Genomic DNA, 23,989 nt, shown 5'->3' with positions numbered 1-23,989 from the left:
GGTCAACCGATCCCGGGGATGAGGGAGATGAGCAGGTCGATGATCTTGATGCCGACGAAGGGTGCGATCAGGCCGCCGATGCCGTAGACGGTGAGGTTGCGGCGGAGCATCCTGTCCGCGCTGACCGGCCGGTACTGCACGCCCTTCAGGGACAGCGGCACCAGCGCGATGATGATCAGCGCGTTGAAGATGACGGCCGACAGGATCGCGGAGTCCGGCGAGGACAGGCCCATGATGTTGAGCTTGTCCAGGCCCGGGTAGACGGCCGCGAACAGCGCCGGGATGATCGCGAAGTACTTCGCGACGTCGTTGGCGATGGAGAACGTGGTCAACGCGCCCCGGGTGATGAGGAGTTGCTTGCCGATCTCGACGATCTCGATGAGCTTGGTCGGGTTGGAGTCGAGGTCGACCATGTTGCCGGCCTCCTTGGCGGCCGACGTACCGGTGTTCATGGCCACGCCGACGTCGGCCTGGGCCAGCGCGGGTGCGTCGTTGGTGCCGTCCCCGGTCATCGCGACGAGCTTGCCGCCGGCCTGCTCCCGCTTGATGAGCGCCATCTTGTCCTCGGGAGTGGCCTCCGCGAGGAAGTCGTCGACGCCGGCCTCCTCGGCGATGGCCTTGGCGGTCAGCGGGTTGTCACCGGTGATCATGATCGTCCTGATGCCCATGCGGCGCAGCTCGTCGAACCGCTCCCGCATGCCCTCCTTGACGACGTCCTTCAGGTGGATGACGCCCAGCACACGGGCGCCCGCGGTGTCCTCGACCGCGACCAGCAGCGGGGTGCCGCCCGCCTCGGAGATCCGGTCGGTGGCCGCTTCCGCGTCGGCGGAGACCGTGCCGCCGCGTTCCTCGACCCACCTGACGACCGAACCGGCCGCGCCCTTGCGGACCTTGCGCCCGTCGACGTCCACACCCGACATACGGGTCTGTGCGGTGAACTCGATCCACTCGGCTCCCGCGAGCTCGCCCTGGTGGCGCTCGCGCAGTCCGTACTTCTCCTTGGCGAGTACGACGATCGAGCGGCCCTCGGGTGTCTCGTCGGCCAGTGACGACAGCTGGGCGGCGTCGGCGAGTTCGGCCTCGGTGACCCCGCTCACCGGCACGAACTCGGCGGCCTGGCGGTTGCCGAGGGTGATGGTGCCGGTCTTGTCGAGGAGCAGGGTGGACACGTCACCGGCGGCCTCGACCGCCCTGCCGGACATGGCCAGTACGTTGCGCTGGACCAGCCGGTCCATGCCCGCGATGCCGATCGCGGAGAGCAGGGCGCCGATGGTGGTCGGGATGAGGCAGACCAGCAGGGCGACCAGCACGACCATCGTCAGGTGGGTGCCCGCGTAGTCGGCGAACGGCGGCAGGGTCGCCACCGCCAGCAGGAAGACGATGGTGAGGGACGCCAGCAGGATGTTCAGCGCGATCTCGTTGGGCGTCTTCTGCCGGGACGCGCCCTCGACCAGGTTGATCATCCGGTCGATGAAGGTCTCGCCGGGCTTCGTCGTGATCTTGATGACGATCCGGTCGGAGAGGACCTTCGTACCGCCGGTGACAGCGCTTCGGTCGCCGCCCGACTCCCGGATGACCGGCGCCGACTCCCCGGTGATCGCCGACTCGTCGACGGAGGCGACGCCCTCGACGACGTCACCGTCGCCGGGGATGATGTCGCCGGCCTCGCAGACGACCAGGTCACCGATCTTCAGCCCGGTTCCGGGGACTTCGGTGCCGTCCAGCAGACGTGCCACCGTGTCCGTCTTGGCCTTGCGGAGCGTGTCGGCCTGCGCCTTCCCGCGCCCCTCGGCGACCGCCTCCGCCAGGTTGGCGAAGACGACGGTCAGCCACAGCCAGACGCTGATGGTCCAGCCGAACCAGTCGCCCGGGTCCTTGAAGGAGAACACCGTGGTCAGCACGGACCCGATCCACACCACGAACATCACGGGCGACTTGACCATCACCCGCGGATCGAGCTTGCGGAAGGCGTCCGGCAGCGACTTGAGGAGCTGCTTGGGGTCGAAGAGGCCCGCGCCGACACGGCCCTCGGGGGCCTTGTGCCCCGTCGGCGCGTCCTGGTGGGGCGCAAGGGTGGAAGTGGACATCGAGCCCTCGTGTAGGTCGGAGGTCATGACGCCAGCCCCTCGGCCAGCGGTCCCAGCGCGAGGGCCGGGAAGTAGGTCAGACCGGTGATGATGAGGATCGCGCCCACCAACAGCCCGGTGAACAGCGGCTTTTCGGTGCGTAGGGTGCCGGCGGTCTCCGGCACCGGCCGCTGCTCGGCGAGCGATCCGGCCAGCGCCAGCACGAACACCATGGGCAGGAAGCGGCCCAGCACCATGGCCAGGCCCAGCGTGGTGTTGAACCACTGCGTGTCCGCGTTCAGCCCCGCGAAGGCCGAGCCGTTGTTGTTGGCGGCCGACGTGTAGGCGTACAGGATCTCGGAGAAACCGTGCGCGCCGGAGTTGGTCATCGAGTTGCCGGGCGTCGGCAGGGCCATCGCCGCAGCGGTGAAGACGAGCACCAGGGCCGGGGTGATCAGGATGTAGCAGGCGGCCAGTTTGATCTCACGGGTGCCGATCTTCTTGCCCAGGTACTCGGGCGTACGGCCCACCATCAGACCGGCGATGAACACCGCGATGACCGCCATGATCAGCATGCCGTAGAGGCCGGAGCCGGTGCCGCCGGGCGCGATCTCGCCCAGCATCATGCCGAGCATGGTGACGCCTCCGCCGAGCCCGGTGAAGGAGGAGTGGAAGGAGTTCACCGCGCCGGTCGAGGTGAGCGTGGTCGCCACCGCGAAGATCGACGAGGCGCCGACCCCGAAGCGGGTCTCCTTGCCCTCCATCGCGCCCCCGGCGATCTGCAACGCCGGTCCGTGGTGGGCGAATTCGGTCCACATCATCAGGGCGGTGAAGCCGACCCAGATCGAGGCCATGGTGGCGAGGATCGCGTACCCCTGCCTGACCGAGCCGACCATGATGCCGAAGGTGCGGGTCAGCGCGAACGGGATCACCAGCAGCAGGAAGATCTCGAAGAGGTCGGTGAACGGCGTCGGGTTCTCGAAGGGGTGCGCCGAGTTGGCGTTGAAGTAACCGCCGCCGTTGGTGCCGAACTCCTTGATCGCCTCCTGCGAGGCGACCGCGCCGCCGTTCCACTGCTGCGAGCCGCCCATGAACTGGCCGACCTCGTGGATGCCGGAGAAGTTCTGGATGACCCCGCAGGCCACCAGCACGATCGCCGCAATGAACGCGCCCGGCAGCAGGATGCGGATCACCCCGCGCACCATGTCGGCCCAGAAGTTGCCGAGTTCACCGGTCCGCGAGCGGGCGAAGCCGCGCACCAGCGCCACCGCTACGGCGATACCGACGGCCGCCGACACGAAGTTCTGGACGGCCAGCCCGGCGGTCTGCACGACATGGCCCATGGCCTGTTCGCCGTAGTACGACTGCCAGTTGGTGTTCGTCACGAAGGACACGGCGGTGTTGAACGCCTGGTCCGGGTCGATGGCCTTGAAGCCCAGCGAGCCCGGCAGCACACCCTGGAGCCGCTGCAACAGGTAGAGGAACAGCACGCCGACCGTGGAGAAGGCGAGCACCCCGCGCAGGTACGCGGGCCAGCGCATCTCGGTGTCGGGGTCGGCCCCGATGCCCTTGTAGATCCACTTCTCGACGCGCCAGTGCCGGTCGGTGGAGTAGACCTTGGCCATATAGGTGCCAAGGGGAATGTAGGCGAGTGCCAGCGCGCCCATGAGGGCGAGCAGCTGGAGAGCGCCGGCGAGTACGGGACCCATCTGTGACTCAGAACCTCTCCGGGAAGATCAGGGCGAGGACGAGATAGCCCAGCAGGGCGACGGCCACGATCAGGCCGACGATGTTCTCGGCGGTCACAGCTTCGTCACCCCCTTGGCGACGAGGGCCACCAGCGCGAAGACCGCGATCGTGGTGACGACGAAGGCCAGGTCGGCCATCGCGAACTCCTAGGAGAGGTTCGGAAGAGGAACGGACAGGTAGAGGAAACCCCGCCCCGGACGGGAATCGGCCGGCCGTTGACGAGTCCCTTACGGCGGCGCCCACACCTTTGACGGGGTCCATACGGCCGCCGTCCCCGCAGCCCTCACAGCAGGCGGAACCGCAGCCGGCAGATGACCGCGTCCGTCTCCCGCCGTACGGCATGCGCGACGACCGCGCCCCGTTGGTTCTGGAGCAGCCGCTGCCACAGCCGCTCCGGCTCCGTCTCCGCTATCAGCACCGTCACCCGGGTGGCGGGCTCGGCCGCGGCGACCTCACGGACGTAGGCGGCGATCGGACGGCCCAGGGAACGCCGCTCGCAGGACAACCGGACCAGCTCGACACCCGGATCCCACTCGGCCCAGGAGCGCTCCAGGGCGTGCAGGGCGGCCCGGTCCTCGGGGTCCGGGTAGCAGACGGTCACCGCACGCACCTCATCGCCTAGGGACGCCGCCGCGGTCAGGGCCTCCGACGTCAGCCGGGACAGCGAGGAGACGGGCACGATCACCAGCGAGCGCTCACGGTGCGGGGGCTCGGGGATACGGCCCAGACCGAGCCGCTCGCCGATGCGGCCGTAGGCACGATGGACGGCGAGGAACGCCGCGACCAGCAGCGGCAGCGCGATCACGACCAGCCAGGCGCCCTCCCGGAACTTCTCCAGCGTGACGACGACCGCCGCCACGCCGGTGAGCGCGGCTCCGAAGCCGTTCAGCAGCGCCTTGCCCCGCCGGCCACGGCTCCCCTCCTCCCGGCGTTCAAGGCGCCAGTGCCGGACCATCCCGACCTGCGCGATCGTGAAGCCGACGAAGACACCGATGGCGAACAGCGGCACCAGGGTGTTGGTGTCGCCGCCGGAGAACACCAGCAGCGCGGCGGAGACCGCGGCCAGGGCCAGAACACCGTGGCGGTGGACCTGGCGGTCGGCCTTCAGTGCGAAGACATGCGGCAGGTAGTTGTCGCGGGCCAGCAGTTTCAGCAGCACCGGCAGCCCTCCGAAGGAGGTGTTGGCCGACAGCGCGAGCAGGATCATCGTCGCGAACTGGATGACGTAGAAGCCCCAGTTGTGGCCGAGCGAGGCGTCCGCGAGCTGGGCGAGGACGGTGACGTCCTCGACCGGCTGGAGGTGGAAGCGGCCGATCAGTACCGACAGGCCGATCAGCATCACACCGAGCACCGCCCCGAGGGCGACCTCCGCACGCTGGGCGCGCCTGACCCGTGGGCGGCGGAAGGACGGCACCGCGTTCGCGATCGCCTCGACGCCGGTGAGCGCGGCACATCCGGAGGCGAAGGCCTTCAGCAACAGCAGTGCGCCCACCGAGGTGGCGTTGTCGGCGAGCACGGAGGCGTGCCCGTCGGCGGTGGCCGTGCTCACCGGCCCGGACCGGAACAGGCCCACCGCTATGAGCACGAGGACCGACCCGACGAACACCACGGTCGGCACGATGAAGACCCTGGCCGACTCGACGATGCCCCGCAGGTTGACGCCCGTGATCAGCACGAGCACCACCAGGCACAGCCACAGTCGATCCCCGTACAGGCCGGGAAAGGCCGAGGTCAGCGCGGCCACACCCGCCGTGACGGCGACGGCGACGTTCAGCACGTAGTCGAGGACCAGCGAGGCGGCGGCCACCAGGCTCGTGCGCGCGCCCAGATGCGTCCTGGCAACGGCGTACGACCCACCGCCGTCCGGGAAGGCGGCGATCACCTGACGGTACGAGGCGACGAGCACCGCGAGCAGGGTGGCGATGGCCAGCGTGACCGGGAGCGTGAAGCCCAGGCCGTGCGCCCCGGCCGCCGCCAGCACCAGGACGATCGCCTCGGGCCCGTACGCCACCGACGCCATCGCGTCCAGGGACAGGGCGGCGAGGCCCGTGACTGCGGTCAGCCGGTGGCGTTCGCCGGTATCGGGAGGCTCTTCGTCGGCGGGGGCCGCGCCCGGCTCGTGGGTCAGGACGGACATCGGTGCGATCTCCTTCTTCCTTCGTGCCGCGCACGCGGGGAGAACCGTGCGCGGTGCACTCAGGGTGTGTCCGACCCCGGCCCGGGCCGCCTCCTCTTAGCGGCTTCTTCGCGCCGGACCGGCCGACTTTGACGGATCCTTGACGGGGGTACGGCCGATCCGGGCGCCCCTGCCGCCGGGGCCCCGCAGCCTCGAATGGCCGAGCCCTCCCCCGCCGCACCGGAACATCCCTCCCTGATGCGCCGCCAGTGCGCCGCCGGTGCCGTCGCGGCCGGTCTTAACGCAACCCTGACGCGAACGTGTGATCCATCCCTCGGCCCTCAGGTCACTGTCTGCATACGCTGATGCCGCCGTCTGTGTGATGGCCGGATCCCGCACTGCGCCGCACATCAGGAGAGCCGCCCGATGGTCACCACCGAACACCCTCCGCAGAGCCGTCTACGGACGTGGATGCTTCAGGGCCTGTCCGACATGGGCAGGAGCGGCGGCCACACGGGCCCGCACGCCGAACCCGAGCCGCCGCACAAGGGCCAGCCCTGGTACCGGGTGATGTGCCTGACCGGCGTCGACTACTTCTCCACCCTCGGCTACCAGCCGGGCATCGCCGCGCTCGCGGCCGGACTGCTCTCCCCCGTCGCGACCATCGTCCTCGTCCTGGTCACCCTGGCCGGCGCGCTTCCGGTCTACCGCCGGGTGGCGGAGGAGAGCCCGCACGGCGAGGGCTCGATCGCGATGCTGGAGCGGCTGCTGTCGTTCTGGAAGGGCAAGCTGTTCGTCCTGACCCTGCTGGGCTTCGCCGCCACCGACTTCCTGATCACCATCACGCTCTCGGCGGCCGACGCGTCGACCCACCTGGTCGAGAACCCGCATCTGACCAGCACCCTGCACGACCAGCGGATGCTGATCACCCTCGTCCTGGTCGCCCTGCTGGGCGCGGTGTTCCTCAAGGGCTTCCTGGAGGCGATCGGTGTCGCGGTCGTCCTCGTGGGCCTCTATCTCACGCTGAACGTCGTCGTCGTGGCCGTCGGCCTGTGGCACGTCGTCACCGCGGGTCACGTGGTCACCGACTGGTCGAACGCCCTCACCGCCGAGCACGGCAACGTCTTCGCCATGGTCGGCGTGGCGCTGCTGGTCTTCCCCAAGCTCGCCCTTGGCCTGTCCGGCTTCGAGACCGGCGTCGCCGTCATGCCGCATGTGAAGGGCGACGAGGGCGACACGGAGGAGAACCCCCGTGGCCGTATCCGCGACACCAAGAAACTGCTGACGGCCGCCGCTCTCATCATGAGCGTCTTCCTGATCGCCACCAGCTTCATCACCACCCTCCTGATCCCGGAGAAGGAGTTCGAGTCCGGCGGACAGGCCAACGGCCGCGCCCTCGCCTTCCTGGCACACAAGTACCTGGGCGGCGTCTTCGGCACGGTCTACGACGTCTCGACCATCGCCATCCTGTGGTTCGCCGGCGCCTCGGCGATGGCCGGTCTGCTCAACCTGATGCCGCGCTACCTGCCCCGTTACGGCATGGCACCGCACTGGGCCCGGGCCGTCCGTCCGATGGTCATCGTCTTCACGCTCATCGGCTTCCTCGTCACGTGGGTGTTCGACGCGGATGTCGACGCGCAGGGCGGCGCGTACGCCACCGGCGTGCTCGTCCTCATCAGCTCGGCGGCGATCGCGGTGACCATCGCCGCGCGCAAGGCCGGCCAACGGGGCTGGACGATCGGCTTCGCCGTGATCTCGGCGGTGTTCCTCTACGTCACCGTCGCGAACGTCATCGAACGCCCCGACGGCGTCAAGATCGGCGCCTGTTTCATCGCCGGCATCATCCTGGTCTCGCTGCTCTCCCGGCTGGCCCGCGCCTTCGAGCTCCGCGTGACCAGCGTGACGCTCGACGACATGGCGGAACGTTTCATCCGGGACATCGCCAGCCGCAAGATCCGCTTCATCGCCAACGAACCCGACAGCCGCGACAAGGCCGAGTACCGGGACAAGATCGAGCAGATCCGGGCCGACAACGACATGCCGGAGCAGGAGGACTTCGTCTTCGTCGAGGTGACCGTGACGGACCCCTCCGAGTTCGAGGCGAGCCTGACGGTCCGGGGCGAGGTCCTGCACAGCCGCTACCGCGTCCTCACCCTGGAGTCCTCCTCCGTCCCCAACGCCCTGGCCGCCCTCCTCCTCCACGTCCGCGACACCACGGACTGCACCCCGCACATCTACTTCGAGTGGACCGAGGGCGGCCCCTTCGCCAACTTCCTGCGCTTCTTCCTCTTCGGCCAGGGCGAGGTCGCCCCGGTCACCCGAGAGGTCCTGCGCGAGGCGGAACCCGACCGCGCCCGCCGCCCCCGCGTCCACACCGGCTGAACCCGGCGCCCGGCGTAAGGATCCCGTCAGGAATCACCCGCACGGCGTCAGAACCCCGTCAGGGGCAGCCGCCGGGCCCCGCACGGCCGCCTAACGTCAGCGGCATGCGACGTTCCGACGACCGGTGGGACCGGGCCGGTGACCGCCACTGGCGGGGCAGCGCCCGGCTCGCGGCGAGCTGCACCACGCTGTTCGGCGCCATGTGCCTGCTGGTCGACTGGGACGCGCGCAGCCTGTCACCCCTGCGTGTCGTGCTGTGGCTCGGCATGTCGGCCGCCCTCTTCACCGTCCTGCTCCCGCCCCGGGTCACGGCAGGCACCGGCTGGCTGGCGGTGCGGGGTCCCTGGCGCAGGCGCGTGGTGCGCACGGACGCGCTGACGACCGTACGGCGCTACGACGGCGTCTCGTCCCAGCTGGTCCTGCGCGACGCCTACGGCCACCGCGTGGAACTGGACCCGCACGTCCTGGCCGCCAACCCGCTGGTCTGGCACGAACTCGACACCGGAGTCCGCCGCTCCGTCGAGCGCGGCACGCTGCTGCAGGGCGCGGACGTGCTGGAGCGGCTCGGCCACAGCATCGACGACGAGACCGCGCGAGCGGTACTCAGGGCGTCCGGGCTCTCCTGATCGCGACGGCGGGTCTCTTGCCGACCGGATCGATGTACGCCGTCACCTGCGTGTCCTGGCGGTGGGGGTGGGCTCCGGGCCGTCGGCGCGCAGCGGGGCGTGACCGGTCTTCGGCGGGTCGGCGACCACCGAGCCCGGCTTGTTCCTGTGGTGACGGGGCACGACGTCCTGGGGGAACGTCAGCTGCTGGCTCATCCACTTCAGGGCGGGGGGCATCTCCTGTACCCAGGTCGGGAAGTTGTGGCTGCCGTGCTCGGGCTGGATCGACACGACACGCATGGGTGCCCTGACGGCCTTGATGAAGGCCTTCGTCTGCGGATAACCGCGCTCGCCGTGCTTGCTCTCGGCCACCAGGACGGAGACCTGGGGAACGGGCAGGTTCTTGAGCCGCCACATCAGATCGTGGCCGTTGCTCCGCTCGGCGCGTCCGGGGCCGCTGCCGAAGAGGCTGCCGGTCGTCGGGTCGTCCTTGACCTTGTAGTCGGGCGACAGTGCGGCGGCCGTCGTGTACGCGTGCGGATCGCGCATCGTCAGCTGAAGGGCGCAGCTGCCGCCGGAGGAGTAGCCCATGACACCCCAGGCGCTGGCGTCATGCCCCACCCGGTACGCGGACTTCAGGGCGTCGGGGAGGTCCTTGGCCAGGAAGGTCTCGGTCTGCGGACCGCCCGGTACGTTCACGCACTCGGTGTCGCGCGGCGGGGCGATCGTCGGCCGGATCATCACCATGATGGTCGGCTGCATCTGGCCGCTCTTCTGCAGTTCACCGGCGATCTGGGGGACCTTCAGATGCTGCGCGAGGTTGAAGATGCTGCCCGGGTAGCCGCTGAGCGCGACGATCACCGGGAAGCGCTGCCGCTGGTACGCCTTCTGGAAGTACTGCGGCGGCAGGTAGACGAACGCCGGGTCGACCACGCCCGTGCGGCGTCCGACGACCTTCACGGACTCCACTCGCCCGTTCACCGCGGCGGGGCCGGTGGGCAGTCCGCTGACCTGGTTCAGCTGCCCGTAACCGGCCGGCTGAACCAGCGACCCCTTCAGGGCGGCGCCGTTCACCGTGCCGACGCCCTCGACTGCTCCGCCCGCCTGTGTCACTCCGACGGGGGCGGTCTCGACCTGGCCGAAGAGTTCGCCCCACGATCCGAAGAACTGGTACGACGAGTTCAGCCAGCACGCGAACGCGGCGATGATCACCACCTGGGTCGTCCCGATGGCCACCAGTCGTCCCAGCACCTGCCACAGTCCCTGCCGGGCGAACCGTGGCCACAGCCAGACCAGCAGTGCCACACCCACGGCGGCAAGGGTCGCCATCACATACACGGTCGTCTCGCTCGTCAGACCCATACCGGTTGATCCCCGATTTCCTACCTGTGCGGTTTCCTTCATACAGAAGGAGGGCTCTGGAATCCTCCGCGTTCCGCATTCAGCGCAAAAGGGGTGCAAGAACAGCCCACTCGGACGCGATCCGGGTGGATCCGGCCACGGGCCGCCTCGACGAGTACGGCGGGAGCGGCGCCGTACGAGGGGGCGGTGGACGGCGCCGGGACGCCCGCCGGTGCCCTGCGCCCGCCCCGGCGAATCCGGCGGGTGAAGCGGGTGAAGCTTGGGCCCGCCCCGATGCCGCGGGGCATGCATCAAGATCCCGGCCGTATCCGGACGAGTCGGTGGACACGACGCGCCGGAGGCGAGAGATGAACCCACGAGCCGACCAGACCGACCCTTCCGACCGGACCGGACCGTCCGGCACAGCCGACCCGTCAGACCCGTCCGGCCCCTCGATCCATCGGGTCCCGGTCCTCATCGTCGGCGGTTCCCTCGTCGGCCTGTCGACCTCGCTGTTCCTCGGCCGGCTTGGCGTACGGCACATGGTGGTGGAACGCCACGCCGGCACCTCCATCCACCCCCGCGGCCGCGGCAACAACGTCCGCACGATGGAGCTGTTCCGCACGGCCGGCGTCGAGCCGATGATCCGTCAGGCCTCCGCCACGCTGGCCGGCAACCACGGGATCCTGCAGACGCCCACCCTGGTCGGCGACGCGGGCGAGTGGCTCTTCAAGGAGATCGACCCGGGCGGCGGACTGGCCCGTTTCAGCTCCAGCTCATGGTGTCTGTGCAGCCAGAACGACCTGGAACCGGTGCTGCTCGAACACGCCACACGGCTCGGCGGCGACCTGCGGTACGGCACCGAGCTGATGTCGTTCGACAGTGAGCCCTCCGGCGTCAACGCGGTGGTCAAGAGCCGGGAGACCGGTGAGCACACCACCATCCGCGCGGACTACCTCGTCGCCGCCGACGGTCCCCGCAGCCCCGTCCGTGAGCAGCTCGGCATCGGCCGCAGCGGTCCCGGTGACCTGTTCAGCAACGTCAGCATCACCTTCCGTTCCCGCCGTCTCGCCGATGTCGTGGGCGAGCGCCGGTTCATCGTCTGCTACCTGACCGACCCGGACGCCGACGGTGCCCTGCTGCCCGTGGACAACCGGGAGAACTGGGTCTTCCACGCCCCCTGGCACCCCGAACTCGGCGAAACCCTGGAGGAGTTCACCGACGAACGGTGCGTCGAGCACATCCGCCGCGCGGTCGGCGTCGCCGATCTCGACGTGGAGATCACCGGCAGGGCTCCCTGGCGCGCCGCCCAACGGGTCGCCCGGAGCTACCGGTCAGGACGCGTCTTCCTGGCCGGCGACTCGGCCCACGAGATGTCCCCCACCGGGGCGTTCGGCTCCAACACCGGCATCCAGGACGCGCACAACCTCGCGTGGAAGCTGGCCGCGGTGCTCGGCGGCTGGGCCGGTGAGGGCCTGCTGGACACGTACGACGCCGAGCGCCGCCCGGTCGCGGAGGCGACCAGCGCCCGGGCCGCCGCACGGTCGGTGGAGCACAGCCATCCCGGTTTCGCCCCGCCGCCCGGCGCGGGCGGTGGCGGTGGCCCGCAGCGCGGCATCCTCAACGTGGCCCTCGGCTACCGCTATCCGCAGGGCGCCGTCCTCGGCACCGACCCCGCTGCCGCAGTCGTCCCGGAACGCCTCGACCTGTCCGGTGAACCCGGCAGCAGGGCACCCCACATGGCGGTACGGCACCGGGGTGAACCGATCTCCACTCTGGACCTCTACGAGCGGTCGTTCGTCCTGCTCAGCTCCGCCGACGACCCGGCGGGCTGGCACGAGGCCGCCGTCCGCCTCGCCGACGGGACGTCCGTGCCCCTGACCTCGTACCGGGTGGGTGCGGGGGCCGACGCCGAGCTGACACCCGAGGGTGATGCGGACTGGTCGGCCGTCCACGGCACGACGCCCGGAGGGGCCGTACTCGTCCGGCCGGACGGGTTCGTGGCCTGGCGGTCGTCCGGGCCGGTCCCGGACGCCGGGACGGCCCTGCGTGAGGCCCTGGCCACGCTGCTGGCAGCGGACTGATCCCGGCGGGCGGCGCGGGTCCCGACGCGCACGGGTGACACGGGACATGAGCGGGGAAGGGCCGGAGCGACATCGCTCCGGCCCTTCCCCGTTCCGGCCGGCGTGAACTCGCCTGTTGCGCAAGCCCGTTGTGTCGCGGGGGTGCCCGGCTCCGCACCGGTTCTGCCGGGTCGTCAGCAGGGTGGGTTCACCCGGGTGATCGTCTTGAGTGGTGGGAGACGGGCGTCTGACTGACGGTGGATCACGTCGGGGGTGGGCCACCTCAGCTGACGAAGCACCAGCTGCCCGGCCTCCGGCGGAAGGAACGTCAGATGCATTCTGCTCGCACCCTCCTGGCCATCGCGGCGGCTTCGACCGTCCTCGCTCTCGGCGCCCCCGGCGCCTACGCGGCGGCCGGAGACGACAGCGACCACACGGGTTCCGGCTACAGCAAGGAGCACGGCAAGGACCAGGGCAAGGAGACCGGCCAGGAGAACGGCCGGGAGAACGGTCAGGAGCACGGCAAGGGCAGCGACCACGACGCCCCGCACGGTGGCATGCACACCGGTGGCGGTGCGCTGACCGCGGTGAACGAGGACGACTGGGGCACCGCCAAGGACCCGAAGTACGACCCGGACACCTACAAGGACAAGGGCGACCAGGGCAAGGAGACCGGCACCGGCAAGCAGGACAGCGGCTCCTGGAGCGGCAAGCAGGACGGCGGTTCCTGGAGCGGCGACCACGAGAAGCCCAGCGGTGGAATGCACACCGGTGGCGGCGCGTTGGCCTCGCCGGCCATGACCGCGGGCGGGCTCGCCGTCCTGGCGGTCGCCGGAACGGGGCTGTACGCGGCGCGCCGCAAGAAGTTCGCCGGAAGCGTGGCCTGACCCATGCCGGGTGACATAGCCGCTGTGGCCGCCACGCGCGCGCCGCGTGGCGGCCCGGCGGGCCTGTCCTGTCCCTCTTCCGATTTGCTGCCGTGTCCCGGTGAGGTGGTGTCCGATGGCAGTTCGTCCTTCTTTTCCCGCAGACAACCCCGGCGGCCACGAGCCGGCCCCCCTGCAGCGGGGATCCAACACCAAGCTGGTCGTGGGTGCCGTGGCGCTCCTCGCCCTGGCGGTGAGCCTGTTCGGCGGCCACGACACGTCATCCGACGCCCCCCGCCCGACGCGGGCCGTCGCACCCGCCGCGTCGGTGCCACCGGCCGGACAGCCGGCGGAGAAGCCGACGGTGCGACCCCTGCCCAGGTCAAGGCCCGTGCGCCTGCTCATCCCGAAGATCTCGGTCGACGCCCCCTTCACCGACCTCAGGATCGGCCCCACGGGACAGCTTGAACCGCCCCCGGCCGCCGACACCAACCTCGTCGGCTGGCACATCAACGGAGCGTCCCCGGGCGAGGCGGGCACGTCGGTCATCGCCGGGCACGTCGACACGAAGACCTCGGCAGCCGTGTTCGCGGATCTCGGCGAACTGCAGCAGGGGGACGTCTTCTACGTCGACCGGGAGGACGGGCGCAGAGCGTCCTTCGTGGTCGACAGCGCGGAGACCTTCGCCAAGGACGACTTCCCGAGCGACCGTGTGTACGCCGACACCGCGCAGTCCCAGGTCCGGCTCATCACCTGCGCCGGTGACTACGACCGTACGGTCCGGGACTACACGGACAACCTGGTGGTCTTCGCCCATCTCACCTGAGCCGGCCCCGGCTTACGAGCCGGCCGGTCACCCGCACGGTGCCTCCGAGTCGCGCGCTCCCGGGAGCCGGATCAGGATCGAGGCACGCCGACGTCGCCCCCCATGTGGCCGATGCCGGCCCGCGGCCGGGTCACCCTCGGCCCTCACTCCCCCCGCCCCGCCCCGCCGAGGAGATGTGCGCAGGATGACCACCACGTCGGAACGTGTTTCCCAATCGCTCGCGCAGCAGGCCTCGCAGCGTGTTTCCCAGTCCGTCTTCGACGGCTCCAGGCTCCGTGTCGTCCTGCTGGTGGATGTCTACGACGGGGCCCAGCAGCAGTTCCTGGAGGCGTACGAGCAGCTGTGCGCACAGGTCGCGTCGGTTCCCGGGCACGTCAGCGACCAGCTGTGCCAGTCCATCGAGAACCCCTCCCAGTGGCTCATCACAAGCGAGTGGGAGAGCGCCCCGCCCTTCCTCACCTGGGTGAACAGCGAGGAACACGTACGGATGGTGGAGCCGCTGCACAGCTGTGTCCGGGACACCAGGTCGCTCCGCTTCCACGTGGTCCGCGAGACCGGCGGCCCGGCCGTGGAGACCGAGCCCGGCGGCCGCCGGCTGCAGACGTCACCCAGGATCGGCGACGGACTGATCCGTCACGCGCTCACCTTCACCGTCAAGCCGGGCAGCGAGGAGACCGTCGCCAAGATCCTCGCCGACTACGTCTCACCGGAGCCGCGGGTCGACGACACCACCCGGCTGTGCCGCACCTCCCTGTTCATGCACGGCAACCGGGTGGTCCGGGCCATCGAGGTGCGGGGCGACCTGCTCGCCGCGCTGCGCCACGTGGCCCGGCAGCCCGCCGTACGAGCCGTCGAAGAGGCGATCAACCCCTATCTGGAGCAGGACCGGGACCTCGACGACCCCGAGTCCGCCCGGGTCTTCTTCACCCGCGCGGCACTGCCCGCCGTCCACCACGTGACGACGGGCCGCAAGAGCCCGGACGCGGTGCGGCACGCGTTGTACTACCCGGCGCGTGAGGGACAGGGCATGCGGCTGGCCGAGTTGCTGGCCCGGCAGGACGAGGCGGCGGCCGACGATCCGCAGGGACCGGTGCTGCGCAGCACGATCTTCCAGCGCGACGACGTCGTGGTGCGGCTGGTCGACGTGAGCGGCGGCCTCGACAGTGACCCCGGCCCCGTGCTCGGTCTCACGGACCGCGCTCGCGCGGCCGAGCTGACGGCGCTCCTCGACGGCGAGGCCCTCGGAGTGGAGGGCCCGGGGCTGGACGAGGGTGCTCCCACCCGCCTTCTGTCGGTCTCCCGCATGGACCTCGTCACCGACCGTCGCGCCCCCGACGCCTGACTCTCCGGCACTCCCTGCCGGCCACGCCCCTGTTCGGAGGAACGCCGTGATCAAACGTCATCCCGGAATCGTGGATCTCAGCGAGGTCGAGCCCAACACTCGGCGCGGTGGCGATCTGCGGGCCCTGCTCACCCCGGCCACCGTCGGTTCCACCAGCGGTTTCATGGGCGTGGCCATCGTGCAGCCCGGCGACCGCATCGCCGAGCACTACCACCCGTACTCCGAGGAGTTCATCTACGTCGTCTGCGGGCAGCTGGAGGTGGACCTGGACGGTGAGCCCCACCCGCTGCGGCCCGAGCAGGGGCTCATGATCCCCGCCCATGTGCGGCACCGGTTCCGCAACGTCGGCGAGGTGGCGGCCCAACTGGTCTTCCACCTGGGCCCGTTGGCCCCGAGTCCGCCGCTCGGCCATGTCGACACCGAGGACGCCGACGGCGTACCGATCGCCGTGGAGCCGGCCGAGCGAGACCGGGTCCGCTCATGACGAGGCGCGTGGCGGTCACCGGCATAGGTGTCGTCGCCCCGGGCGGCATCGGCGTCCCGGCGTTCTGGGACCTGCTGACGAACGGCCGTACGGCGACGCGCGGGATCACGTTCTTCGACCCGTCGGGGCTGCGTTCACGGATCGCCGCCGAGTGCGACTTCGACCCGGCGGCGCACGGACTGGACGCGGAGCAGATCGCCCGGTGCGACCGGTACATCCAGTTCGCGCTGGTCGCCGGGGACGAGGCGATACGGGACTCCGGCCTCGACCTGGCCGGGGAGAACCCGTGGCGCGTCGGGGTCTCCCTGGGCACCGCGGTCGGCGGAACCACCCGGCTGGAGCAGGACTACGTCCTGGTCAGCAACGGAGGGCAGCGCTGGGACGTGGACCACCGGGAGGCCCGAGCGCACCTGCACCGGGCGTTCTCGCCCAGCACCCTCGCCTCGACGATGGCGGAACGGTTCGAGGCCCGCGGGCCGGTGCAGACCGTGTCCACCGGCTGCACCTCGGGGCTCGACGCGGTCGGGTACGCCTTCCAGACGATCGAGGAGGGCCGGGCCGACGTGTGCATCACCGGCGCCTCGGACTCGCCGATCTCCCCGATCACCATGGCCTGCTTCGACGCGATCAAGGCCACGTCCCCGAACAACGACGACCCGGCCCACGCCTCACGCCCCTTCGACGCCGACCGCAACGGGTTCGTCATGGGAGAGGGCGGTGCGGTCCTCGTCCTGGAGGAACTGGAACACGCCCTGGCCCGCGGCGCGCACGTCTACTGCGAGCTGAGCGGCTACGCCACCTTCGGCAACGCCTACCACATGACCGGTCTGACCACCGAGGGGCTGGAGATGGCCCGGGCCATCGAGGACGCCCTCGACCAGGCCCGGCTCGACGGCACGGCGATCGACTACGTCAACGCGCACGGATCGGGCACCCAGCAGAACGACCGGCACGAGACGGCCGCGGTCAAACGGGTCCTGGGCGCGCACGCGTACGACACGCCCATGAGCTCCATCAAGTCCATGGTGGGGCACTCCCTCGGCGCGATCGGGGCGATCGAGGTCGTCGCCTGTGTGCTCGCCCTGGCCCACCAGGTCGTCCCGCCCACCGCGAACTACGAGACCCCGGACCCCGAGTGCGACCTGGACTACGTCCCGCGGGTCGCGCGGGAGCGACGACTGGACAGCGTGCTCTCCGTGGGCAGCGGGTTCGGCGGTTTCCAGTCCGCGGTCATCATGAGCCTGCCGAGGGAGACGACACGATGAGCGCACCGCGTCCCCGGCGCGCGGCCATCACCGGAATCGGCGTGGTCGCGCCCAACGGAACCAGCACCGAGACCTTCTGGAAGTCCACCCGGGAGGGCATCAGCGTCCTGGACCGGATCACCCGCGAGGGCTGCGGGCACCTGCCGCTGCGGGTGGCCGGAGAGGTCCGGGACTTCGACCCCCCGTCGGCGGTCGAGGAGCGCTACCTGGTGCAGACCGACCGGTTCACGCACTTCGCGATGGCCTCGGCCGACCAGGCACTCGACGACGCCGGCCTCGACCGGTCCGACACCGACGCGGCGCCGTTCTCCGTGGGCGTGGTCACCGCGGCCGGTTCCGGCGGCGGTGAGTTCGGGCAGCGGGAACTGCAGCAACTGTGGGACAAGGGCAGCCGCTTCGTCGGCCCGTACCAGTCCATCGCCTGGTTCTACGCCGCGAGCACCGGCCAGATCTCCATCCGCCGCGGCTTCAAGGGCCCCTGCGGTGTCGTCGCCGCCGACGAGGCCGGCGGCCTGGACGCCCTGGCGCACGCGGCGCGGGCCGTGCGGCGCGGCACCGACGTGATGGTGGCCGGCGCGACCGAAGCGCCGCTGGCCCCCTATTCGATGGTCTGTCAGCTCGGCTACGAGGAGCTGAGCACCGTCGGCGAACCGGACCGCGCCTACCGCCCGTTCACCGACGCGGCCTGCGGTTTCGTGCCCGCCGAGGGCGGTGCCATGGTCGTCGTGGAGGCCGAGGGCCGCGCCCTGGAGCGGGGCGCGAAGGTGCGGGCCACGCTGGCGGGGTACGCGGCGACCTTCACCGGCGCCTCCCGCTGGGAGCAGTCCCGGGAGGGACTGGCCCACGCCATCCGCGGCGCCCTGCACGAGGCCGGGTGCGCTCCCGAGGAGATCGACGTGGTCTTCGCCGACGCGCTCGGCGTACCGGAGGCGGACCGTGCCGAGGCGTTGGCGATCGCGGACGTCCTGGGCCCGCGGGCCGGCCGGGTCCCGGTCACGGCGCCGAAGACCGCTGTCGGCCGGGGCTACAGCGCGGCGCCCGTGCTGGACACGGCCGCGGCGGTGCTCGCCATGGAGCACGGTCTGATCCCGCCCACCCCCAACGTCTTCGACGTCTGCCACGACCTCGACCTCGTGACCTCCCGTGCCCGTGCCGCCGAACTGCGCACGGCGCTGGTCCTCAGCCGGGGACTCATGGGATCGAACTCGGCGCTGGTGCTACGGCGCGGCGCCGGCGACGCCTCGTAGCGGGACGTCGCGGACACACCACCACCCAGCAAGGAGAGGAACCGTATGAGCGACCGAATCACCGTGGAGGAGCTGGCCGGCCTCATGAAGAAGGCCGCCGGAGTCACCGTCGCCCCGGCAGAGCTCCAGCAGCGGTACGACTCCGGGTTCGACACGTTCGGCATCGACTCGCTCGGTCTGCTGGGCATCGTGGGCGAGCTGGAGAACCGGTACAACGCGTCGATGCCTCCCGACACGGAGAAGAGCCGCAGCCCGCGGCAGTTCCTCGAACGCGTCAACAGCGCGCTTCTGACGGGGGCCTGACATGACGGGACACACACAGAACGAGGTCACCATCGCCGCGCCGGTCGACCTGGTCTGGGACATGACCAACGACGTCGCGAACTGGACCCAGCTGTTCACCGAGTACGCCTCCGTCGAGATCCTCTCCGAGGAGGGGAACTGCACGACGTTCCGGCTCACCATGCACCCGGACGACAACGGCACGGTGTGGAGCTGGGTCTCGCAGCGTGAGACGGACCGCGACGCACTCACCGTGCGGGCCCGCCGCATCGAGACCGGGCCCTTCGCCCACATGAACATCCTGTGGCGGTACGAGAAGGTGCTCGAGGGCACCCGGATGGTGTGGACCCAGGACTTCGCGATGAAGCCGGACGCACCGGTCGACGACGACTGGATGACGGACAACATCAACCGGAACTCCAAGGTCCAGATGGCGTTGATCCGGGACCGTATCGAGCAGGCCGCCACGGAACGCCGGCCCGCACCCATGCTGTCCGACTGATCCGCCGACTGATCCGCCGACTGATCCGCCGACTGATCCGCCGACTGTTCCGGACGAAGGACGCAACGATGCACCAATCCCTGATCGTCGCCCGCATGGCCCCGGGGTCGGCCCAGGACATCGCCAAGGTGTTCGAGGAGTCGGACCGCGGAGAGCTGCCGCACCTCGTCGGGGTCTCCCGGCGCAGCCTCTTCCAGTTCGACGACGTGTACCTGCACCTCATCGAGTCCGAGCAGGACCCCGGGCCCGCCATCGCGAAGATGGCCGGACACCCCGAGTTCCGGGACATCAGCGAACGGTTGTCGGCGTACGTCACCGCGTTCGACCCGGCGACCTGGCGCTCGCCGAAGGACGCGATGGCGCACCGCTTCTACCGCTGGGACCGGAACACCGGCTCCTGAGCCGGTCGTTGAAACGCCGGCGACCGGGCACGCGAGTCTCGCGTGCCCGGCCGCCGGCGTTTCACAGGGCTGCCGTCACTCGGGGACGGTGCAGTCGAACGCGTGCAGATAGGGGTTGACCGGGCGGACGTCGTCGATGACCAGACCCGCTCCCGTCAGCCTGCCGACCATGCTCTCGGTGGTGTGCTTGGCCCCGCCGACGTTGAGGAGCAGCAGCAGGTCCATGGCCGTGCTGAACCGCATCGAGGGCGTGTCGTCGACGAGGTTCTCGATCACCACGATCCGCGCGCCGGGGCCGCCCGCCTCGATGACGTTGCGCAGGGCGCGGGTGGTGCTGTCGTCGTCCCACTCCAGGATGTTCTTGATGACGTACACATCCGCCTGGACCGGGACGGCCACCCGGCAGTCACCGGGCACGAGACTCATCCGGTCCGCGAGCGCGCCTCCCGGACGCAGCCTCGGATCGGCGTTCTCCACCACCCGCGGCAGGTCGAGCAGGGTGCCGTGGAGCCCGGGGTACTTCTCCAGCAGGCTCGCCACCACATGGCCCTGGCCACCACCGATGTCGGCGACCGACTTGCACCCCGACAGATCGAGGAACTGCGCCACGTCCCGCGCGGACTGCACGCTGGAGGTGGTCATGGCGCGGTTGAAGACGTCGGCCGATTCGGGGGCGTCCTCGTTGAGGTAGGGGAAGAACTCCTTGCCGTACAGGTCCTCCACGACGTTACGGCCGGAGCGCACCGCCTCGTCCAGCATCGGCCACGCGTCCCAGGTCCACGGCTCGGTGCACCACAGCGCGATGTCGCGCAGGCTGCTCGGGTCGTCCTCGCGCAGCAGCCGGGACATGTCGGTGTGCGCGAACGTCCCGTCGGGCTGCTCGGTGAAGATGCCGTAGCAGGTCAGGGCCCGCAGCAACCGCCGCAGCGGCTTCGGTTCGGCCTTCACCGCCGTCGCGAGGTCGGCCGCGGCCAGCGGGGTGTCACCGAGGGCGTCCGCGACACCCAGTCGCGCGGCCGCACGGAGGGCCGCCGCGCACGCCGCCCCGAACACGAGCTCCCTGAAACGCATCGACGGCGGAGGGACGGTCTGAGCGGTTGTCATGTGCCGCCTTCCTTCTTGGAGTTGTGAGAGATCACGGCCCGGTCAGCACATTCCCGCGGGCCGGGACGCCCGGCAGTGGTTGCCGTCGAAGGTGTTGCCGGTGCCGGTGTCCGCGTTGACGAGGTCGGCCGGGGCGTTGCCCTCCAGCACGTTGCCGGTGATCCGGTTCCGCTCGCTGGTGGTGCCCACGAAGCTCTTGAACAGGACGATGCCGCCGGACATCGGGGAGGTGCCGACGTTGCCCGTGATGCGGTTGTGCGTCACCAGGGTGTCCTCGGCGCCGGTCAGCACGATGCCGGAGCCCTGCAGCGCGTCCAGCCGTGCGGTCTTCGGGCAGGACTTGTTGTTCCGCGCGATGTGGTTGCCGCGCAGGGTCATCGCGCCGGCCTTGGGCTTGTTCTCGTCGCCGACGACGAAGACGCCCGCGCAGTTGCCGGTGAGGTGGTTCTCCGCGACGGTGAGGTTCCTGAGGCGCCGGACGGTGATGCCGATCCGGTTGTCCTCCAGGCGGTTGTGTTCGACCAGCGTCCCCTCGGTGTCGGCGGCGCCCGCCTCCTCCTTGATGGTGTTCGCGAGGAACAGGCCGGCGTCGCCGTTGTCCCGGGCGGTGTTCATGCGGAACACCGAGCGGACCGAGCGTTCCGCGGCGATCCCCCACACCCCGTTCTTCACCGCGGTCACGTTCCGCACGGTCAGTCCGTCGGTCGCCATCCCGAACACTCCGGTCCTGGCGAAGCCGGTCACGGTCAGGGAGGCGACGGTGACGCCCTTGACGTCGTGGTCCTTCGTCCCGACCACGCAGATGCCGTTGCCGCCCTCGGCACAGCTGTTGGCGGCCTTCGTGGTGCCCGGCTCGATGACGGTGCTCTCGCCACTGCCGCGCAGGGTGATCCCGGGCGTGGTCACCTTGACGCTCTCGTGGTAGGTGCCGGGGGCCAGGAAGACGGTGTCCCCCGGCCCGGCGGCGTCCACCGCCCGCTGGATCGACTCCCCCGGGAGGACCACGTGGGCCCTGGGGAAGGCTCCGGCTCCGGCGGGCGGGGCGGCCCCGAGGCCCACCGCCAGGAGCGCTGCGGCGCATACCAGGTAAGCAATGCGAGCTTTCATCATATTCATGACGGTATGACCATGAAGGCGGCGAAAGGCCCGGATAGACCATCTGATGGCGTGTCATCCATCGTCCACAGGCAGTGACCTGGTGCCCGCACCGCTCGTTCGCTTGTCCGGGAAACACCCCGGGATTGTCCTTGATCAGTAACGGACGCATCCCGCGGCCGCCTTCCGTCGTCCTGTCAGGTGGTCGCGAGGTGACCAGGGGATCAGCGGGAACTGCGGGAAAGCGGGGCGGACATGGCACGGCACGGCGGCGGGCGCGGCTGGTACGGCAAGGTGCTCGGCGCGGCACTCGGGGTGACGTTGCTCGCCGCCGGAGCCTCGGTGTGGACCGCCCAGGCCGGCGCCCTGGGAAGCTCGTCGCCGAAGACGAAGGTGTCGGCCGCGCCCGGCAGCACCGTCAAGCAGGTCGCGATGACCATCGTGCACGCCTCGGACAAGGGGCCGCGCGGCGTCAACATCACCATCGACGACGGCCCCGACCCCGAGTGGACCCCCCAAGTGCTCGACGTACTGCGGGAGTACGGGGTGAAGGCCACGTTCTGCATGGTGGGGACGCAGGCGCAGGCCCACCCGGACCTCGTGAAGAAGGTCGTCGCGGCCGGACACCGGCTGTGCGACCACTCGGTGTCCCACGACACCACCATGGACAAGAAGTCCGAGGCCTACCAGTCGCGGGAGATCCTCGACGCCGAGCGCATGATCATCGAGGCGTCCGGGGGCGTACGGCCGATGTACTACCGGGCGCCCGGCGGCGCCTTCACCCCGTACAGCCGCAAGCTCGCCGCCTCCCACGGCATGCGCCCGCTGGGCTGGAACGTGGACACCAAGGACTTCGAGCGGCCGGGCACCGACGCCATCGTCGCCACCGTCGAGCGGGAACTGCCCAACGGGCCGACGCTCCTCTTCCACGACGCGGGCGGCGACCGCTCCCAGACCGTCGAGGCCCTGCGCCAGGTCCTCCCCCGCCTCAAGGAGCAGGGCTACGCCTTCGGCTTCCCGGTGCGCTGAGCCCGCGACCCGGCTGCCTTTCAGTCCCGCCCGGGGATGGCGGATGATGGCCGGCATGCGCATCCGCATCGACGCCGTCGATCTGCCCGGGCTCACCTGCCCCGGCCCCGCCGACGGCAAAGTACCCGTGTACGACAACGTCCACGTCGCCGTGCAGCGGCGGGACCGCCCGGCCGAGCTCCTCGATCCGCAGCCCGGTGACGCGCCCTCCGCGACCTGGAGCCTGGAGTGCACCACGAGCACCTCCGCGGACGGCACCGAGATCAAGGGCCCGTACGTACAGGACCGTCTGGGCCGGCGGTTCGTCTACCTGTCGTGGGGCACGGTCGACGAGGCGGGGACGTTCACGATGTTCCGCCGCGCCAAACTCCTGCTCGACGTCATCCCCGCCGACGTGCTCGCCGCCGCCGCACGCGACGGGCTGCTGGTGGGGCGGCTCGGCCTGACCGACCCGCAGGGCGGACCCCTGTGCGCGCGGGTCGAGCCCCCGCACATCACATGGACGGCGGCGCACGCCGGCTCTCCCACGCCGATGTGACCTTCATTGCGTCAGCGGGGTCCCGGAGCGTTCACCGACGTCCCGGCCGGCGATGGCCGCGGGTGCCGCGAACGGCCCATCGACCGAGGTCATGGCGTTGCGGCCGTACATGTCCGGCGGGAACACTGCATCCGCGCGGAGCAATATCTGTGCTCGTCGAGTGAGAAATAGGTGCGGTGCCCGGCGAGTATTCCTCGATCACCGACCCAATGTGGAATTCCGCACCGGACGTGGCCGATCCCGCCATGCTAATGTCACTGTCAGTTGCAGGTGTGGTTGCCAGAAGGTTTATTTTTCCGACGGGTTAATCAGCACGGCACGCGGAATCCGCACAGGGCGAATTCCGGGCATCGTCTCCGAAGGAGAAATAACATGGCTACTGGCACCGTGAAGTGGTTCAACTCGGAAAAGGGCTTCGGCTTCATCGAGCAGGACGGCGGCGGCCCCGACGTCTTCGCCCACTACTCGAACATCGCCGCCCAGGGCTTCCGTGAGCTGCTGGAAGGTCAGAAGGTGTCCTTCGACATCGCGCAGGGCCAGAAGGGCCCGACGGCCGAGAACATCGTTCCCGCCTGACACCCGCAGCATCGCGTACTTCGCAGCTGGGGCCCGCACCTTGGGGTGCGGGCCCCAGCTCGCTGCATTTCCGGGCGCGTGCCGGACGGCCGCCCACCGCTTCCGACTCA

The 23,989-nt window shown here is 70.2% G+C and carries 22 protein-coding genes; 15 read left to right on the top strand and 7 right to left on the bottom strand.

Annotated features, from left to right (window positions below; genetic code table 11):
• Positions 1-2 precede the first annotated feature (2 nt).
• The 4 genes from kdpB to OHT57_RS26135 all read right to left on the bottom strand — a co-directional run bounded on the left by kdpB (position 3) and on the right by OHT57_RS26135 (position 5,952).
• A complete protein-coding gene (gene kdpB, locus OHT57_RS26150) occupies positions 3-2,114 on the bottom strand; it encodes a potassium-transporting ATPase subunit KdpB (RefSeq protein ID WP_328748935.1) in 2,112 nt (703 codons plus the stop codon).
• Positions 2,111-3,775, bottom strand: coding sequence for a potassium-transporting ATPase subunit KdpA (gene kdpA / locus OHT57_RS26145; protein WP_328748934.1), 1,665 nt, complete (start codon positions 3,773-3,775; stop codon positions 2,111-2,113). Before kdpA ends, kdpB begins: the two co-directional genes overlap by 4 nt.
• Positions 3,776-3,782: 7 nt before the next feature.
• Positions 3,783-3,872: a K(+)-transporting ATPase subunit F gene (gene kdpF / locus OHT57_RS26140; protein ID WP_037659531.1), complete on the bottom strand. Its 90-nt coding sequence runs from the start codon at positions 3,870-3,872 to the stop codon at positions 3,783-3,785.
• A 226-nt stretch (positions 3,873-4,098) separates the two neighbouring features.
• Complete coding sequence (locus OHT57_RS26135) at positions 4,099-5,952, bottom strand: APC family permease (protein ID WP_328748933.1); 1,854 nt, start codon at positions 5,950-5,952, stop codon at positions 4,099-4,101.
• 405 nt (positions 5,953-6,357) lie between these two features.
• On the opposite strand from OHT57_RS26135, the gene OHT57_RS26130 reads away from it, so the two are divergent.
• Positions 6,358-8,313, top strand: coding sequence for an APC family permease (locus OHT57_RS26130; RefSeq protein WP_328748932.1), 1,956 nt, complete (start codon positions 6,358-6,360; stop codon positions 8,311-8,313).
• A gap of 104 nt (positions 8,314-8,417) precedes the next feature.
• Positions 8,418-8,939 (top strand): hypothetical protein, encoded by a 522-nt coding sequence (locus tag OHT57_RS26125; RefSeq protein WP_328748931.1) that lies wholly within the window; start codon positions 8,418-8,420, stop codon positions 8,937-8,939.
• A 42-nt stretch (positions 8,940-8,981) separates the two neighbouring features.
• On the opposite strand, the gene OHT57_RS26120 is transcribed toward OHT57_RS26125, so the two are convergent.
• A complete protein-coding gene (locus OHT57_RS26120; RefSeq protein ID WP_328748930.1) occupies positions 8,982-10,280 on the bottom strand; it encodes an alpha/beta hydrolase in 1,299 nt (432 codons plus the stop codon).
• Positions 10,281-10,627: 347 nt separating this feature from the next.
• Here OHT57_RS26120 and OHT57_RS26115 point away from each other — a divergent pair, with 347 nt between their 5' ends.
• The 10 genes from OHT57_RS26115 to OHT57_RS26070 all read left to right on the top strand — a co-directional run bounded on the left by OHT57_RS26115 (position 10,628) and on the right by OHT57_RS26070 (position 19,537).
• On the top strand, positions 10,628-12,343 hold the full coding sequence (locus OHT57_RS26115) for an FAD-dependent oxidoreductase (RefSeq protein WP_328748929.1): 1,716 nt from the start codon (positions 10,628-10,630) through the stop codon (positions 12,341-12,343).
• A 311-nt stretch (positions 12,344-12,654) separates the two neighbouring features.
• The gene (locus OHT57_RS26110; protein ID WP_328748928.1) at positions 12,655-13,209 is read left to right on the top strand and encodes a hypothetical protein; all 555 of its coding nucleotides are present in this window, start codon (positions 12,655-12,657) and stop codon (positions 13,207-13,209) included.
• Between the two features lie 115 nt (positions 13,210-13,324).
• Complete coding sequence (locus tag OHT57_RS26105) at positions 13,325-14,014, top strand: class F sortase (RefSeq protein ID WP_328748927.1); 690 nt, start codon at positions 13,325-13,327, stop codon at positions 14,012-14,014.
• Positions 14,015-14,198: 184 nt separating this feature from the next.
• A complete protein-coding gene (locus OHT57_RS26100) occupies positions 14,199-15,356 on the top strand; it encodes a SchA/CurD-like domain-containing protein (RefSeq protein WP_328748926.1) in 1,158 nt (385 codons plus the stop codon).
• Positions 15,357-15,402: 46 nt separating this feature from the next.
• Positions 15,403-15,840, top strand: a complete 438-nt coding sequence (locus OHT57_RS26095) for a cupin domain-containing protein (RefSeq protein WP_328748925.1) — start codon at positions 15,403-15,405, stop codon at positions 15,838-15,840.
• Entirely contained in the window at positions 15,837-17,105 is a 1,269-nt protein-coding gene (locus tag OHT57_RS26090; protein WP_328748924.1) for a beta-ketoacyl-[acyl-carrier-protein] synthase family protein, read from the top strand. The genes OHT57_RS26095 and OHT57_RS26090 overlap by 4 nt, the downstream gene beginning before the upstream one ends.
• The gene (locus OHT57_RS26085) at positions 17,102-18,352 is read left to right on the top strand and encodes a ketosynthase chain-length factor (RefSeq protein WP_328748923.1); all 1,251 of its coding nucleotides are present in this window, start codon (positions 17,102-17,104) and stop codon (positions 18,350-18,352) included. The genes OHT57_RS26090 and OHT57_RS26085 overlap by 4 nt, the downstream gene beginning before the upstream one ends.
• 45 nt (positions 18,353-18,397) lie before the next feature.
• A complete protein-coding gene (locus OHT57_RS26080) occupies positions 18,398-18,655 on the top strand; it encodes an acyl carrier protein (RefSeq protein WP_328748922.1) in 258 nt (85 codons plus the stop codon).
• 1 nt (position 18,656) lies between these two features.
• Positions 18,657-19,136 (top strand): SRPBCC family protein, encoded by a 480-nt coding sequence (locus tag OHT57_RS26075; protein WP_328748921.1) that lies wholly within the window; start codon positions 18,657-18,659, stop codon positions 19,134-19,136.
• A gap of 68 nt (positions 19,137-19,204) precedes the next feature.
• Complete coding sequence (locus OHT57_RS26070) at positions 19,205-19,537, top strand: TcmI family type II polyketide cyclase (RefSeq protein ID WP_328748920.1); 333 nt, start codon at positions 19,205-19,207, stop codon at positions 19,535-19,537.
• 75 nt (positions 19,538-19,612) lie between these two features.
• Here the strand turns inward: OHT57_RS26070 and OHT57_RS26065 are convergent, their stop codons facing one another.
• Positions 19,613-20,641 (bottom strand): methyltransferase, encoded by a 1,029-nt coding sequence (locus tag OHT57_RS26065; protein ID WP_328748919.1) that lies wholly within the window; start codon positions 20,639-20,641, stop codon positions 19,613-19,615.
• A 42-nt stretch (positions 20,642-20,683) separates the two neighbouring features.
• Positions 20,684-21,751, bottom strand: coding sequence for a right-handed parallel beta-helix repeat-containing protein (locus OHT57_RS26060; RefSeq protein ID WP_328748918.1), 1,068 nt, complete (start codon positions 21,749-21,751; stop codon positions 20,684-20,686).
• A gap of 240 nt (positions 21,752-21,991) precedes the next feature.
• Here OHT57_RS26060 and OHT57_RS26055 point away from each other — a divergent pair, with 240 nt between their 5' ends.
• The 3 genes from OHT57_RS26055 (at position 21,992) to OHT57_RS26045 (ending at position 23,879) form a co-directional block, all read left to right on the top strand.
• Entirely contained in the window at positions 21,992-22,765 is a 774-nt protein-coding gene (locus OHT57_RS26055) for a polysaccharide deacetylase family protein (RefSeq protein ID WP_328748917.1), read from the top strand.
• 55 nt (positions 22,766-22,820) lie between these two features.
• Positions 22,821-23,303 carry a DUF5990 family protein gene (locus OHT57_RS26050; protein ID WP_328748916.1) on the top strand — a complete coding sequence of 161 codons (483 nt, stop codon included), beginning with the start codon at positions 22,821-22,823 and terminating at the stop codon, positions 23,301-23,303.
• Positions 23,304-23,675: 372 nt separating this feature from the next.
• On the top strand, positions 23,676-23,879 hold the full coding sequence (locus OHT57_RS26045) for a cold-shock protein (protein ID WP_006143946.1): 204 nt from the start codon (positions 23,676-23,678) through the stop codon (positions 23,877-23,879).
• The last annotated feature ends 110 nt before the right edge of the window (positions 23,880-23,989 follow it).

The sequence above is a fragment of the Streptomyces sp. NBC_00285 genome, from assembly GCF_036174265.1.
Classification (GTDB): Bacteria; Actinomycetota; Actinomycetes; order Streptomycetales; family Streptomycetaceae; genus Streptomyces.
This window is presented reverse-complemented; position numbering and strand designations above follow the sequence as displayed.